This window comes from Wolbachia endosymbiont (group A) of Norellia spinipes (assembly GCF_964273535.1).
Map to the genome: position 1 here is coordinate 1,752,887 of NZ_OZ187006.1, position 15,991 is coordinate 1,768,877.

At 36.3% G+C, this 15,991-nt stretch carries 14 protein-coding genes and 2 pseudogenes; 5 read left to right on the forward strand and 11 right to left on the reverse strand.

Translation table 11 applies throughout. From position 1 onward, the window contains the following. Positions 1-85 precede the first annotated feature (85 nt). On the reverse strand, positions 86-958 hold the full coding sequence (locus ACFZP3_RS08420; protein WP_386086861.1) for a hypothetical protein: 873 nt from the start codon (positions 956-958) through the stop codon (positions 86-88). A gap of 466 nt (positions 959-1,424) precedes the next feature. On the opposite strand from ACFZP3_RS08420, the gene ACFZP3_RS08425 reads away from it, so the two are divergent. Next, positions 1,425-4,073, forward strand: a complete 2,649-nt coding sequence (locus ACFZP3_RS08425) for a valine--tRNA ligase (RefSeq protein ID WP_386086860.1) — start codon at positions 1,425-1,427, stop codon at positions 4,071-4,073. Between the two features lie 65 nt (positions 4,074-4,138). Then, positions 4,139-4,987: a hypothetical protein gene (locus ACFZP3_RS08430; protein WP_386086859.1), complete on the forward strand. Its 849-nt coding sequence runs from the start codon at positions 4,139-4,141 to the stop codon at positions 4,985-4,987. Here the strand turns inward: ACFZP3_RS08430 and ACFZP3_RS08435 are convergent. Continuing rightward, a pseudogene (locus tag ACFZP3_RS08435) lies at positions 4,952-6,026 on the reverse strand (IS256-like element ISWpi15 family transposase); the annotation flags it as partial. The gene ACFZP3_RS08430 and the pseudogene ACFZP3_RS08435 overlap by 36 nt on opposite strands. Positions 6,027-6,111: 85 nt before the next feature. After that, positions 6,112-6,411 carry an ETC complex I subunit gene (locus tag ACFZP3_RS08440; RefSeq protein ID WP_253309377.1) on the reverse strand — a complete coding sequence of 100 codons (300 nt, stop codon included), beginning with the start codon at positions 6,409-6,411 and terminating at the stop codon, positions 6,112-6,114. 145 nt (positions 6,412-6,556) lie between these two features. Between ACFZP3_RS08440 and ACFZP3_RS08445 the strand changes: the two genes are divergently transcribed. Continuing rightward, positions 6,557-7,165 carry a 50S ribosomal protein L25/general stress protein Ctc gene (locus ACFZP3_RS08445; protein ID WP_250295275.1) on the forward strand — a complete coding sequence of 203 codons (609 nt, stop codon included), beginning with the start codon at positions 6,557-6,559 and terminating at the stop codon, positions 7,163-7,165. Positions 7,166-7,167: 2 nt separating this feature from the next. Further along, a complete protein-coding gene (gene pth, locus ACFZP3_RS08450; RefSeq protein ID WP_386086858.1) occupies positions 7,168-7,716 on the forward strand; it encodes an aminoacyl-tRNA hydrolase in 549 nt (182 codons plus the stop codon). A gap of 544 nt (positions 7,717-8,260) precedes the next feature. Here the strand turns inward: pth and ACFZP3_RS08455 are convergent. From ACFZP3_RS08455 to ACFZP3_RS08485, 7 genes and pseudogenes are all read right to left on the reverse strand, one after another. Next, positions 8,261-8,362: pseudogene (locus ACFZP3_RS08455) on the reverse strand (IS630 family transposase); the annotation flags it as partial. A gap of 253 nt (positions 8,363-8,615) precedes the next feature. Next, positions 8,616-9,392, reverse strand: coding sequence for a hypothetical protein (locus tag ACFZP3_RS08460; protein WP_386086857.1), 777 nt, complete (start codon positions 9,390-9,392; stop codon positions 8,616-8,618). A 65-nt stretch (positions 9,393-9,457) separates the two neighbouring features. Further along, positions 9,458-9,847, reverse strand: a complete 390-nt coding sequence (locus ACFZP3_RS08465) for a phage tail tube protein (RefSeq protein WP_182159821.1) — start codon at positions 9,845-9,847, stop codon at positions 9,458-9,460. Next, positions 9,822-10,232 carry a DUF3168 domain-containing protein gene (locus tag ACFZP3_RS08470; RefSeq protein ID WP_386086856.1) on the reverse strand — a complete coding sequence of 137 codons (411 nt, stop codon included), beginning with the start codon at positions 10,230-10,232 and terminating at the stop codon, positions 9,822-9,824. The genes ACFZP3_RS08465 and ACFZP3_RS08470 overlap by 26 nt, the downstream gene beginning before the upstream one ends. Before the next feature lie 326 nt (positions 10,233-10,558). Continuing rightward, positions 10,559-11,107, reverse strand: coding sequence for a head-tail connector protein (locus ACFZP3_RS08475; protein ID WP_386086855.1), 549 nt, complete (start codon positions 11,105-11,107; stop codon positions 10,559-10,561). A gap of 402 nt (positions 11,108-11,509) precedes the next feature. Next, a complete protein-coding gene (locus ACFZP3_RS08480) occupies positions 11,510-11,821 on the reverse strand; it encodes a hypothetical protein (RefSeq protein WP_386086854.1) in 312 nt (103 codons plus the stop codon). 315 nt (positions 11,822-12,136) lie between these two features. Further along, complete coding sequence (locus ACFZP3_RS08485) at positions 12,137-14,509, reverse strand: ankyrin repeat domain-containing protein (protein ID WP_386086853.1); 2,373 nt, start codon at positions 14,507-14,509, stop codon at positions 12,137-12,139. Positions 14,510-14,578: 69 nt separating this feature from the next. Between ACFZP3_RS08485 and ACFZP3_RS08490 the strand changes: the two genes are divergently transcribed. Continuing rightward, complete coding sequence (locus tag ACFZP3_RS08490) at positions 14,579-14,704, forward strand: hypothetical protein (RefSeq protein WP_264688313.1); 126 nt, start codon at positions 14,579-14,581, stop codon at positions 14,702-14,704. 674 nt (positions 14,705-15,378) lie between these two features. Here ACFZP3_RS08490 and ACFZP3_RS08495 read toward each other — a convergent pair. Next, positions 15,379-15,957: an RlmE family RNA methyltransferase gene (locus tag ACFZP3_RS08495; protein WP_253309385.1), complete on the reverse strand. Its 579-nt coding sequence runs from the start codon at positions 15,955-15,957 to the stop codon at positions 15,379-15,381. Positions 15,958-15,991: the final 34 nt, after the last annotated feature.

Sequence of the window (15,991 nt, forward strand, 5' to 3'; positions counted from 1 at the left end):
TAATGATTTCATCCCAGCGCCCTCTTCTTGTCATCCAAGTAGCTGACGCTGGTTCCTTTATGACGGTTTCAGCTCAGTGCCTTTGTTACTTCTTTTTCCCATTCTCATTTACTTCTTGTGCTTTCGCTCCATCTACTTGAGTACTAGGTAATGCTACATATGTAATACTACCAGCTACGAGTGCAGATGCTAATGCTATACCAATCATTACTAACATCTCTAACCTAACTGTACGTCCAAGTGCAGTAAATGCTATCAGTCCAGCAGCAAGACCCATACCAACAGTAGCGGTGTACCGTGCTCCATTGCCTTGTTTTGGTTGCTCAGTTGTTTTGTTTTTAGCTTCTAGTGCTTGTTTTTCTTGATCGAATTTAGCTTGTAATTCTGTTTTTTCCTGCTCAGCTTTCAGCTTTTCAGCTTCTAATTCTTCGCCTTTCTTACTTAATTGTTTTTCTAATTCTGTTTTTTGCGTATTAGCTGCACCCAATTGAGTTTGTAAGTCTGTTTTTTCCTTCTCTATCTGCTCAAGTTTATTTACTTTTTCTTGCATTTCATTTGATAGTTCATTTTTAGCTTCAGTTTTTAGCTTTTCGGTTTTTAGTTCAGCTTTTGCAGCCGTTATTGTTGCTTGATCAGCTTTGAGTTCAGCTTTTGCAGCCGTTATTGTTGCTTGATCAGTTTTCAGTTCAGCTTTTGCAGCCGTTATTGTTGCTTGATCAGCTTTGAGTTCATCTTTAGCTTCAGTTTTTATTGCCTCATCAGCTTTAAGTTCATCTTTAGCTTCTGTTTTTAGTTTCTCTCTGAATGCACTTACTATGTTTTCTGAAGTTTCTTCCTCTTTACCTTCCAACACTCCTTTAAGGAAAACTCTCAGCTCTTCTTTTTTTGTAGCATCCAGATTATGACCATTCTTATCTAAAGCACCCAAAATCCCTGCTAATCTTTCAAATCCTATCATAACGAACCTCAATATATATAATTAACATTACATAATACCTTTAGAACCTAAGGTCAAGTAATATTTTTATTATAGCATAGAAAATTTATGTTCGTAAACAAAAAATTTTGGCGTAAAATTGCCGTATTTACTTAATTGTGCTATAGCTAAAGTAATTTAGGTTTATCGACAATCGTCATCCCGCTGCTTGTTAGCGGGATCTATGCTAAGAGATACCGCGGCGGTATGACGGTTAAGTATCCTGCTACGTGTTAGCGGCTTAGATACCGCGAATGAATCGCGGTATGACGGTTCGTGGTGGTATGACGATAACCTCGTCATCCCGCTACTTGTTAGCGGGATCTATGCTAAGAGATACCGCGGCGGTATGACGGTTAAGTATCTTGCTACGTGTTAGCGGCTGAGATACCGCGAATGAATCGCGGTATGACGTTGCTAGCTTAAGGTTTAAAATTGAGAAATATTTATGTTAAAAGAAAAATACGGCTTTAAAGAAGTTGAAGACAAATGCAACATATTATGGGAAGGTAGTAAAGTTTATAAATGGAATGGTGAAAAGGATAACACTTTCACTATAGACACACCTCCACCAACAATATCGGGTAAATTGCATATCGGCCATATATTTAGCTATTGCCACACAGACTTTATTGCAAGGTTTCAGCGCATGCTGGGAAAAGATGTGTTTTATCCAATTGGGTTTGATGATAATGGGCTCCCCACTGAAAGATTGGTTGAACAAACCTATAAAACCCGTGCAAAAGAAGTTGGCAGAGAAAAATTTATAGAGATGTGCCATGAAGTTATTGAAAAATCAAAGCAAGAATTTAAGGAACTATTTAAATCGGTCGGCATTAGTTATGACTGGAGTTTGGAATATCACACGATCAGCAAGGAAACTGTGACACTTTCTCAAATGTCGTTTATCGATCTATATAATAAAGGGTATGCATATAGAAAAATGCAACCTATTCTTTGGGATCCGGTTGATAAAACCGCAATTGCGCAAGCAGAAATAGAAGATAAAGTTTTTGAGTCATCCTTAAACACGATAGTTTTCTCTACTCACGAAAATGAGCAGATCAATATTGCAACTACGCGACCTGAGTTACTTCCCGCATGCGTTGCAGTTTTTTGCCACCCAGAGGATGCACGCTATACCCATCTGATTGGCAAAACAGCCGTAGCGCCAATAACAAAGGAAAAAGTTCCAATAATAGCTGATGATAAGGTTAAAGTAGATAAAGGCACTGGGCTTGTTATGTGTTGTACATTCGGTGATGAGCTCGACATATATTGGCAGCAAAAGCATAATCTGCCGATGAAAATTATCATCGATCAGGATGGGAGGATGAACCTGCATCCACCACATGGTCAGAAGGAAAGAGCATGGATCCCAGTGTCTGGGCACTGGGATGACACCATAGGTGGCACTGGAATCCAGGAAATAGAAGAATGGATCCCAGTGTCTGGGCACTGGGATGACACCATAGGGGCTACTCGGATGACAGGAGAAAGGGCTACTCAGATGACAAAAGAAGACGTCATTCCACCACACCCCGGCGTCATTCCAGCGCGTGACGCTGGAATCTACAATGAAATCAATGGATTGAAAGTTACAGCAGCAAGAAAGAGGATGATCGAAATCCTAACTGAGAAGGAGTTACTAATAGAAAGCACTAGCATTTCTCATTCTGTTAAGTGCGCAGAAAGGTCTGGTGCACCACTTGAGATATTGCCTACTTATCAATGGTTTATCAAGACCTTAGAGCAAAAAGCTCAAGTATTAGATAAAGTAAAAGAATGCAATTGGCATCCAAGCAATATGCGTAAACGCATGGAAGTGTGGATAGAAGGGCTAAATTGGGACTGGTGCATCTCAAGGCAGCGCTATTTTGGTGTGCCATTTCCAGCGTGGTATTCCAAACGTAAGGGAGAAGAAGGTAAAATTATTCTAGCTGAGATAAAGGACCTACCTATAGATCCACTCAAAGATTTGCCAAAAGGGTATAGCAAAGAAGAGGTTATCCCAGATCAAGATGTAATGGATACCTGGGCCACAAGTTCAATTACTCCTCAACTAAGTGCACTGGCAGTAAACAGTGAGTTTAGCTTACCAAATCATCGCTATAATACAATATTTCCTGCAGATCTGCGCAGCCAGAGCCATGAGATAATAAGAACTTGGGCTTTTTGTACTATTTTAAAGGCACATTATCATGCAGATTCTTTACCTTGGAAAAACATTATGATCAGCGGTTGGTGTTTAGCCGATGATAAGAAAAAGATGAGTAAATCAAAAGGTAACATCATCACTCCTCATGTAATACTTGAAACTTATGGAGCTGATGTAGTACGCTATTGGGCAGCGAACTCAAGGCTTGGAGTTGATACAGTCTACTCTGAAAATATATTTAAAATTGGCAAGCGCCTAGTTACAAAACTTTGGAACGCTAGCAAGTTTGTTTCCATGTTCATGGAAAAGCATCAAGTAATGAGCATAAATTCTGCTCACGAGACAATAGATAAGTGGATATTGTCTAAGTTATACAAAGTTATAGAAAGAGCAACGAATAACCTATTACAGTTTGAATACTGCGAAGCTTTGGGCGTAATAGAGGAATTTTTTTGGAAGGATTTTTGTGATAACTACTTGGAATTAGTAAAAAAACGCGCGTACGGAAGCAGTGAAGCAACCTTAAGTGCAAAACAAAGCTTGGCGTATGTGTTAAATGTTATTTTGCGGTTATTTGCACCTTTTTTGCCTTACATTACAGAAGAGATATACCACCAGTTGTATAGTTATAATTCTGTACACAATCAAAGTAATTGGCCAAAATTAGAAGAGCTTATCTACGATAAATATTCAGAGGAAATGGGAGACAATTGCGTGCAGATATTAAACATTATCAGAAAGATAAAAGCAGATAATAATGTATCAGTTAAGCATTTGATAAAGAAATTAGTGATAAAAGCAGATCTACGAGAGGACAAATTGAATCAATCCGCGCAGAATGACCTACAAGCAGTTTGCAATGCGGAAATGATAGAGTGGATGCAGTCTGAGCTTGAAACTGAAGACGGGAAATACATAGTGAATATAGACTTATACTGATTTGTATAGCTTTACTTCCCTTGACATTTATGCTATTATAATACTTTAGTTGTGAAGGAATAATAATGGGGGATTTATATAATAAAGCCAATGCACCATATCTTATAGCTGGTGCTTTTGCTACTTTGGTATTGCTTGCATCTGGGACACTTGCTGTTGCCCCTTATGTTGAGTTCTTGTCTTCAGTTACAGTCTTTAATGTAGCTCTTCCTGTTGCCTTGAGTTTATCTATACTATCTACTTTGATACTCGCACTTTCATGCAAGATGATTAGTAATAATAAGAAAATAGAGGTTGAGAAAAATAAATTTGCTGAAAAAGAGCAAGAGTTAGAAAGCGTAAAACAACAATTTGAGAGTAAGGTACAAGAGTTAGAAAATAAAATAACTCTAGGAAAGGAAGCTGAAGAAGCTGCAAACAAAGAAGTGAAGAATCAATTAAATAAATTAACTCGAGAAAAGCAGGGTTTAGAAAGCGAAATTGAAAGGCTAAATGAGGAAATAGAGTGGTTAAAGAAACAGTTAGAATCACAAGAAGAACTATATGATGAATCAGGAGAAGAACTGTATGATGAATCAGAAGGAAAAGGGGGAGATGAAAATAAAAATGAGGAGTTAGAAAAAAAGATAACAAAAGAAATAGAGGATCTAAAGGCATCCCTCAATATGACAAGTAGAAATATTGGTTTACATAAACAAAACAAAAAGCACTCATCTGAAAATTCTAATATTGATAAAACTCTTTTTAATAAAGCTCTAGAAGCGGAAAAGAAGTTCAACGAAAATATTAACAAGTACGAGGAAACGCTAAGCATGCTGGAACGAATTTTATTACAAGAAAATGCAGTACAAGAAGCAACTAATTCGGGAGTGTTAAATTTTGGTCTTAGTGAATTTCCTAATTTGCCTATGTAGCCCCTCTATGGGATTGGTGGTGTAGATTATCCTCCTAACTGGACCAGAATACTTAAAATAACCAGACAAGTTTTCCCAATTATTCTGCCAAGATTTTATAACCATAGGGTACTTTGTGCCCCATTTTTCATCCAATTCCAACAGATAATTCTCGGCAATTTCCTTGCTTGAAGCTTGATATACCTTCTTTAAATCGCTCAAAAAACTCTTCGCATCTTTACTGGCCACATACTTCAGTGAGTTGCGTATCTGATGCACTATACACATCTGCACTTCCGCATTAGGAAAGACACTGTTTATAGCTGCAGGAAAGCTTTTCAGCCCATCAACGCAGGCAATAAGGATATCTTCTACTCCTCTTTCTTTGAGGTCATTTAGCACTCCCAACCAGAAGTTAGCTCCTTCACTTTCAGCCAAATAAAAACCTAATACTTCTTTTTTGCCATTTTGATCTATGCCTAATATGTTATACATGCATTTACTTACGCAATGCCCGTCCTCTTTGACTTTAAAAAACCATGAAAACTATCGGATATACAGACTGCAGCGGGCGACTACGCCATTCGTTGATTACTGGTAGCAATTTGTCAGTAATACTTGATATCTCTGCCACCGATATTTTGTGATCATAAATTTCCTCAACATGTGACACTATATCTCTATAGCCCATACCACTGGCAAATGTGCTCAAAATCTTCGTTTCAAGCTCTGGATGTAAGTTTGTTTGCCTTTTTTTGACTATTTGTGGTTCGAAACTTCCTTCCCTATCTCTTGGCGTCAAAAGCTCAAATGACCCTGCGCTTGTACGTAAAGTCTTTGCATTCCTCCCATTTCTTCGATTATTCTCTTCGCTTTCAGCCGACAAGTGGTTTTCTATTTCACCTTCCAGGCTTACCTCCAGCAACTTTTTTATAAACGGTGTTAATGCTCCATCTCTTCCTGTCAACGGTCTTCCTTCTCGTATAGACGACAGGATATTTGTTTCTAATTCTTTATAATCTACCAAACCGGTAGTTCTGTTTACTACTTTCTGACTCATTGTCAAACCTCCATTTTTTTATATCAATTTATTACTTTTTTTTCGGTTTGACACAGTTTATTTAACACTCCCTTTGTTGTGCAACTTACTTTAGTATGAAATTGCTTGCGTAAGATTTTGGCAGCCTCTTAACATTTTTTGGCATTTCAATTACGTATTTAACGTTGCGTTTTTTTGCGTAGAATACTGCTTTTTCAAGAGAATCAAACTTTAATACAATCTGTTTTTTTGGATCTTTTGAGCCAACCCACCCCATTAAAGGTTCAATGTAGTAAGAACCAGATTCAATTTTTAGGTGCCAGAGATTTGTATTACCTAAACCAGATTGTGTTGCAGTTTTTGTTGGTTTATAAATCCTAAAAACTACTTTATCATCAATGCCCATAGTTCTTGTTAAATAAGCTTAAATATACATCTAAATAAATCCTTTCACAAACAATTAGTATGAAAGAATGAAGTTTGAAATAAATATTTTTATGTTATATTATTATTAAATTATATTAAAAGGATTAGCTGAATAGGAGTAATCGATGACGCAACAAGAAATAGTAACAATTAATGCAGAGTTACGTGATATAACAAAAACAAAAGCGATGCATTCTCTAAGGAAGAAAGGAAACATCCCTGGAATCATATATGGGAAGGGTCATGATAATGTAAATTTAACATTGTCTGCAAAGGAATTCACGAAGCAATATAAATCAGGCTCTCTTTCTGCACATTTGATAGAGCTGAATATTTCGGGCAAAAAGGAATATGCTCTTGTTCGCGATATCCAATTGCATGTAGTAAAGGATACTGTGCAACATGTTGATTTTCAATTTGTTGATAAAGGCAGCGAAATTAAAATAGACATACCTCTATCATTTGTGAATGAAAGTAAAGCTCCAGGGATCAAGTTAGGTGGAGTGCTTAATGTTTTGTGTCGTTCTATTGCTGTTAAATGCTCTCCTGATAAAATACCTCAGGTTATTGAAGTTGATTTATCCGGTAAAATGATTGGCCAGTCTATACATATTAATGATGTAAAATTACCAGAAGGTGTTAAGTTTGTAGCTCATGAAGAAGAAAATTTTACTATTGTTACAATTTCTGCTGCCGATAGTGACGTTGAAGAACCTCAAGCAGAAACAGAGTAATAGTGCATCTGATAGTTGGACTTGGTAACCCTGGTGGTCAATATGAGTTAACTCATCATAATATCGGCTTCATCGTAGTTGATAAAATTTACAAATATTGGAATTTCCAGTCGTTTTCTAAAAAAGCCGATTATCTAATAACCTCTGGCATAATTAATGATAATAAAATCATGTTAATAAAGCCTTATTCATTTATGAATAATTCAGGCATCCCTGTTGCAAAAATACGAAACTTTTACAAATTATCGCTAGATAATATCGTTGTCATACACGATGACGCTGATTTGGAAATTGGAAGAATAAAAATAAAGAAAGGTGGTAGCTCTGCTGGACATAATGGACTTAAATCCATAGATAGTTTTATTGGTAATGATTATTGGTGCTTGAGATTTGGAGTGGGTAGACCTGAAGATGAAAAAAGCTTAGCAGATTATGTATTATCAAAATTTTCAAATTTTGATAACGTTACTCCCTTAGTGGAAAAAATAGCAAAAAATATACACTTAATGCTGCAAGGAGATAATACAGCTTTTATCAATTTGATTGTATAATATTATGAAACACAAAACTAAATTTCACACAATTAAAATAACAGATTTCTTGTACTACCTCCCAAGCCACAACTGTCATTCAGTGGAAACAAAAAACTTCCTTGACAAACTCCGCCAGCCCCCTTATTATGACAATAAGGGTATTTATGACTCAAAACTTGTTTTTGACCTGCAGGCTCAATGACAAAATTCAGTAAAAAACTTAGGGTATTTTTTGGCGGATTACATAAAATTATAGCGGCTGCATGTCTTTTAAATTTTTTCTACATTCAGCCAAATCGCGCTTATTTTAAGCGTTAGCACATTATTACAGCGCCAGTTTAAATTATTATAGGGTCAAAACTCGCACCACGGGAGTTCTTTGTCTTTTTTTTCGTTTGGTAAATTTCTTAATATTTATGGCTTGGGTTAGTTACAAATTAAGAGCAATATTCACTAGGGAGGATGTCATCCGAGTAGCTTGACTACTTGGATCCAGGAAAGTTTGCTTGTGAGCAAGCAAACTATAGCTAACCCAAGTAAGGTTTCCCCGAGTGCTAAAATCAATAGCCGAATTGATATCGGGCCAAAAGTTCTGCAGAGCTTTTCTTATGGCATGCTTGATGGCAAACCATAACTTTTCAATTGGATTTAAATCCGGCGAGTATCTTTGTCTTTGCACATATTGCCAAATTTTTCAATTATCTTTTCTCTTGATTATCTTCTCCATAGTCATTTTTTTCTCGTCTACTACTTTCAAAACACGTTCCCTCAGATCCTCACTTTGGCATCATTCTACCTTATCTAAAGCCATTTTATACCTTTTTATCCCTTCTGGGGTAACCTTTTTTCAGTTAGCTATATAACCCTAATTATGAATTAACAGACAGTAGAATCGAAAGATTATTACAAGGAAAAGTCTACACAGATCGACCTTTTTGTGAATCTGCGTTTCTGCTTTCTTCAACTTGTTTTGCAAAAGATGTTTCCTGTTTGCTGATATGCTGAAGTGGCTTAGCAATTTCGCGCACAACGGCAGTAACTGCTGTTAAAAATGTTTTTAACAATGCACCTAAAGCTCCACCAACTGCTTCCCTGCCATATATATGAGCTTGCTTTTCGTTATCGTCAGCAGTTTCTCTTGCTCTCCTTCTTGGATCCATCCTATGAGCAATCACCGAAAACAACACTCCCCTGATTGAAGACTTCACTCGTTTTTTTGCTTCATCATCATGTGCTGTTTCATGTCCATGACTTAAGTGTTTAGCGTTCATTAGCTCCTTTTGTTGCTGGGCAAACATGCTACTTAATACTTCTTCTATTGCTTGCTTCCTTCTTTTCTCTCTAACCCTTTTCATAGATTCTGATTTATCGCGAGTATGCTTTGTGGTTTCAAATTCTGCATCAATATCTTCAGACGCAGCCTGACTATATAAAGTCTCTATGAGCCTGTCTATGCTTCGCTTTATTTGCATAGTCCTTTCGTAACTATCCAAATTATCAATTCCTTCGTCGATCTGATTTAGAATATCCTCAAAAACTTTTAAATAGTCTTGAATATACTGTATTATGTATTGCTTATCTTCCTCTTTGTATTGTTCTTCTTGATTTTCATTTTCTAAACTTCTCTCTCTTCTGTCATTGTTATTTTCTTCAATATTACCACCGTCTTCCTCGAAAAGGTTTTCGTCGTTCATGATTTTTTTTAATTTAGTTAAAATTCTCACCAGTTACTATTGTATATGAAAAAATTAAATTAACATTAATGAAAAGCGTTTACAACTTCAGCACTCGCTAAAATTACAGTAAAACTGTCAAAAGCAGCGGGGTCATAATATCTCTCATACAGTTCAACTGAACACCGTAATCTGATCTTTTCCTTAGTGTTAAAATTAATTTCATAATCATTATTAGAGTTTAATATAGCAGAATTACGTAATAATTCATCAGCTAATACAGAGTCTAAAATTCCATTAATTTTTATCGTAATGTGTCTGCTTCCAGCACAATCGAGCACTTTTCTCCAGCCAAAAGAAGAAATATCTTTCACCTCTTCTCTGTTATTACGCAAAGTAAACCTTAGGTTTCGTATATTATTTAACACAATAAAATTATTGTCATGATCTTTAATTTTTAGCTGTAATTTGCTCATTATCGCCTCCTTTCATTAAAATATCAAAATTAATTGTTGAATGTAAAATTTCATCGCGCTGACTAATAGCACAATTACTTTCCAAAATAGTTTCATTATCAGAATATTTAATACTCTTAAGTATCAAGTTAATATGCCTTATAATGGCAAACATACTGCCTATATGATGGGTATATATGTCGCATGAAAATCTTGCCTTTGTAGCAAAATTGGACAGCATGTGCAGATTATTATAATTCACTACATGCAATCTCAGGTAAGGAATGGTGACCTGTTTAGGTAAGTAGTCATAAATGTTAGTAACATATTTCCTTAAATCAGAGTTTGCTTTTAGTGCTGCATAAATACTATTGTACAACTCGTTTATAGCTTGAATTTTTTCCATGATTAATCCTCGAAAGATATATAGCTAAAACATAAGCAGCGTTTCCCGATACAAACTCGTCATCCCGCTGCTTGTTAGAGGGATCTATGTGAGATACCGTGACGGTATGACGTAGGACTGCTGTCATTCCGCTACGTGTTAGCGGCTGAGATACCGCGAATGAATCGCGGTATGACGGTATTTATCTCGTCATCCCGCTGCTTGTTAGCAGCCGAGATACCGTGACTGACGTAGGACTGCTGTCATCCCGCTACTTGTTAGCGGGATCTATGTGAGATACCGTGACGGTATGACGTAGGTAGCCCAGTTTGGATGACAAGAAAGAGCTACAAAACAACCTTTGGTTCGCGAAATGGAGAATACACCTTCTTCACTTCAGACAAATGGCTACTTACCCCCGATTCACGATCTTTGTAAATAGCAGAAACATGCCGCATAATACCTAGTTTTATCTGCTCAGGAACATTGTCACAGCCAGCCTCGTATACAACATCAACTCTTATTGCATTCAAATAATTGAAAAACTCAACGTAGCCCCCTACATCACTAAAATAATACTTAAGTGTTCTCTTCTCTTGACCTTTAGACATCATTGCAGTAGCCAATACTATCTTACTCACAGGGCCATAGCTTAAATAGATCCTACGAGGTACATAATCTTCATATGAAACTTGCCATGTTTGTTTCACCAGTGACTTTTCCATATGCCACTCAGCATAATCAGTTGCCATAAAAATTAGATCTGAAATCAACTTATCATCTTGATCGTTCTCAATGCGTAAAAAAGATTTAACCTCTTCTAAAGTAACTGGAAAAGATTCAGGCTTAGATTTACGTTGCACATGTATTCTTGGTGAAGTAGATCTTGTTGACATGATAACCCTCCTTATAAATATATTTTTGTCATTCTAACGCTCCTTATTTTGTCATCCCAGCACCTTCTTCTGTCATCCCAGTGTCACGCACTGGGATGACAAAAAAAGGAGCACTGGTTCCTTTATGACGGTGTCATCCAAGTGGCTGACACTGGTTTCTTTATGATGGCAGTGCTTGACACTGGAATCCAGCCTTTCACTGTCAAAGATGTTATTTTTAATATAAGGTTAGTCACTTTCGTGCTCACCAACTTAATCTCTAATCAAAATTTCTGGATCCAAGTAGTCATGGCACTGGGATGACATCTTTGTGTTTGAGGCAAAACCGGCTATAATATTTCTTCGCAAACAAATGTTCGTACAGAGCTACTTTCATGACACCACGATTATGCTATAAATTCTTTATCGTATGAATATATTAAGAAGAGAACGTATTAAAGCTGTTTCTCCTTTTTTATTGATAAAATTTGAACTTATAGCATATTCAACTAGGCTGGATTTTAGTAGATTAAAATTTTGAGAATGAATATTATTGAAGATGGAGTTTAACTCTTTAGCAAGCAGACTGCAAAATTTTTGCACACTGTCATATGCGATATTTTCAAGTTCATGTGCAAATTTATCTTGAGCTATAGTTGTTATATCTTCAATTTCCTTATTAAACTCCTCTAGCTTTTTTTCGTTATTTTTAAAATTTTTCGTAAAAGTTTTCATATCAATTAAACTCAACTACTATTATGATTATAATGATAATGAAAAACTACCGAAGTAAAAAATTCACACTACTGTGTAACTTGCAAATACTTTTTACTAGATTCCAGCGTCATGCGCTGGAATGACATGGTATCCTGCTGCTCCTTTCTTGTCATCCCGCGCGGAACAATTAACCGTCATACCGTCACGGTATCTCTAGATCCCGCTAACAAGTAGCGGGATGACGATTGCCAGGGTGTCATGCAAGTAGCTGACACATAACTGTACGAACATTACCTCCTTGGACAATGTTCGTACAGATGTAGGTGCTAAGTTTTACAAACACTGTCGTGCTGAACCTTGAATATCCACTTCTTTCAATTCAGTGTCAGGAGCGATGGGTTTTGATATTGTGTATGTAATGCCACCGGCTATCAGTGCAGATACCATAGAAGCTGCAACTATTAATAGAGCAGACAATCCAGAAGCAATACTAAGAGCAGCACCTACTACTAACATAGCTGCAAGGCTCGCATAGACAACTTTTGGGGAAAATTGTCTTTTTCCTACTTTTTCTAGCGACACTTCATTTGTTTTAGTTTTGCCTAATTCACCCTTAAGTGGTGTGTTTTCATTTTTCAGATTTTTTATTTCTTGTTTTAGTAATTCATTCTCTTTATTGAGTTGTTTCAACTTAGTCTCATGTCCAGCTATGCAACTTTTTGATTCTTCTAGTTCCTTTTGCGTTTTTTCTAACAACGCTTCTGCTTTAGAATACTGACTTTCTGTTTTGTCTAATTTATCCTTAAGCGTTGCGTTTTCATTTCCTAGCTCTTGTATTTTTTGTTTTAGTGATTGATTCTCTTCGTCGAGTTTATTAAGTGTTTTCAGCCTAGCCTCATGTCCAGCTACGTCATCCTTTAGTTCTGCTAGTACTTTGTGCGCTTTTTCTAGTGACACTTCATTTGTTTTAGTTTTTGTTTTTTCTAATTCACTATTAAGCGTTGCGTTTTCATTTCCTAGCTCTTGTATTTTTTGTTTTAGTGATTGATTCTCTTCGTCGAGTTTATTAAGTGCTTCCAGCCTAGTTCCATGTCCAGTGACACAATTTCTCAATACTTCTAGTTCCTTTTGCGCTTTTTCTAATGGTACTTCATTTGTTTTAGTTTTTGTTTTGCCTAGTCCACCCTTAAGCGTTGCGTTTTCATTTCCTAGCTCTTGTATTTTTTGTTTTAGTGATTGATTCTCTTCCTTTAGCTGAGCACATAATTTTTTTAATTTAACTTTACGTTTTTTAACCTTTTCTGTTTCTTCTGGAGTTTCCGTTGCATTGTGTGTTTTGGAATGGGAAGAAGTACCAGATACAACCTCAGATAGCTGACCACACATACTGTTTAGTCTATCTATTATTAGGCCTTCATCCTTTATCAATGAGCGATCTGCTCCATGTTTTATCAAAAGTTTTGCTAATTCTTTATTGTCATTTGCAAGAGCGTAATATAATGGAGTATACTCAGCTTTATCTTGTGCATCAACATCTGCTCCTTTATCTATTAGATATTCTGCAATCTCCACATAACCAAGTACAGCAGCATAGTGTAAAGGGGTATGGCCATCTTTACTCTGTACATCAACTTTTGCTCCATATTCTAACAAAAGTTTCACTGATTCTTTATTATTGTTTCCAGCAGCACGATGTAAAAGAGTCAATCCATTTTCATCCTGTGTATTGTGTTTTTCTAACTCTTTACCGATGTCTTCTGTGGAAGTATTTATTCCACTGTCACTACTATTACTTTCATCAATAGTCGAATCTAAAGAGATCTGTTCCCCATTATGTATAGTATACTGCTGTTCTGTGTGTTGATTGTGCAAATAAGTTTGTTCTATGCGCTTCTGATTATTGGCAAGTCGTTGTTCTGCCTCTTGCAACTTTTGCGCCACAGCATCTCTTTTAGCCTGTTCTCTTTCTAATGTATCACCTACTTTGTCTGTATTGTTTTCATTAATGATTGAGTTTGAAGAAGTCTGTTCATTCTCATTTTGTACATAGATTTTTCTGTTGTTTGGTGTAGTTCCATTGTTCTCTCCCTGACCTTTTGCATTCCATGCTTGCACTGCAGCAGTTATTTTATTTCCGCCCACAGCTAAATTTCCTGGAGTTTTATTATTAGGCTGCGGTAAAGTGCCTTGTCCATAAGTTAGTCTTTTCTTTCTTGCCTCAGCATAACGTTGTTCTCCTTCCTTTAACATTTCTACTATGATATCCTTATTTGGTATATTGCTAACCATATCTCTTGGAGTTCGGCCTTGACTATCTTTTAGTAAAGGATTTGCGTTAGCATCTAATAAAAGCTGAACCATCTCTTGATGACCATGCAAAGCAGCAATGTGCAAAGCAGTGAATTTAGAATTAAAATCACCCGATATTTGTTCATCAACTTTTACTTTCTTTTCTAGTAGGAGTTTTACTATTGGTACACTGTTACATTCCACAGCAAGATGTAACAATGTGTAACTTGCAATTTTATCTAAATCTTGTATCATGAATAGCTTATCTATCTTCAAATTGTTATAAGTGCTATATGCTTCTGGGTTTACACCTTTTAGCTTACTCCCTATCCTTTCAAGCAAATTATCCTTATTCAAACCTTTACTCTCACTCACATTGCGTATTATTTCAAAAAACTTTTCCTTTTCTATTGCCACAACCTTTCCTCTCAATTTATTTATTATTGCTGAATAGTCTCACAAAAAAGTTAAGTTTGTCGAAATTCGATGTTTGATCTAAAAATTAGTCATAAACATTTTCTTCCAATTCGTTGTCATTCAACTCCCCTGTCATCCCAGCACCTTCTTCTGTCATCCCAGTGCGTGACACTGGGATCTCATTTTACTTTATGATGATGTCATGAAAGTAGCTGACACTGGAATCCAGAAGACAACCAAATAATAAAGGCTAGATCCCAGTGTCACGCACTGGGATGACAAAAAAAGGAGCACTGGAATGACACCCTACTTAACCCGTCATACCGCCGCGGTATCTCCTTAGAATAGATCCCGCTAACAAGCAGCGGGATGACGATTGTCGTTTAGCTACAAACATTAAGAAATTTACCAAGTAGAAAAAAAGGCAAAAGAAGCCCCATGGTTGGCTAATTACTTACATTATACTTTCAAGTATGGCGTTTTTTTATTCTAAACGTTTAATAACCGCGATTCAGTTGCTTTTAAGCCGCAACTAATCTAAATTATCAACATTAAGAAATTTACTAAACAGAAAAAAAGGCAAAAGAAACCCTAAGGTAGCTAATTATTCACTATCCATTTTTTAAGTTGGCGTTTTTTGATGTTTTAAATAGCGTATTTCAGCTTGTATAGGTAAAAACCTAGAAATTTGATAAAGACATAGAGTGCACATAGTGCAAAAAATTAAACATGAGACGCCAGATACGTGAGTTTTTTTGTCATTTAATCTGTACAGAGAAGATAAATAAATAGCTTCAGTTTCATGATAAGGGGGCTGGCGGAGTTTGTCAAGGAAGTTTTTTCACTTCTGCGGGCTACCTGGGTTAATATTATATAGGAGGTCTGCTGCCAATAAAGCCTAAACTTACCAAATACATTTCTGTAGATTCAGATCTACTTGACTTTGGTTTAAAATATTTTACTGTTTTAAACATTTTTTTTAGCTTGTTACAAAAATCTTTATCAGATTCTCCTTGGAAAATTTTTACTACAAACGTGCCACCATGGCTCAAGAAATGCTTTGCAAAATTGAGCGCTGCCTCACATAAAAGCATAATTCTGATATGATCCAACGATTTTAAACCACAAGATTCGGGCGCCATGTCAGATAAAATTACATCAAATTTTTGATCCTTGAATTTTTCTCTTAAAATTTCAAGCCCATTGATAATATCACATTGTATAAACTCTACTCCATTAATTGCGTTCATTGGTTTCATGTCAAGAGCAACTACATTTGCACCTTTCTGAGACGCGACTTGTGACCATCCACCAGGAGAAGCACCAAGATCAATAATTTTTTGCCCTTCTTGGAATAATTTAAATTTATTATCCATTTCTACCAGCTTATATGCTGAGCGTGACCTATAACCATCCTTGCTAGTTTTTCGCACATACTGATCATTCAAATGACGATGTAGCCACCTTGTTGAAGATAGTTTT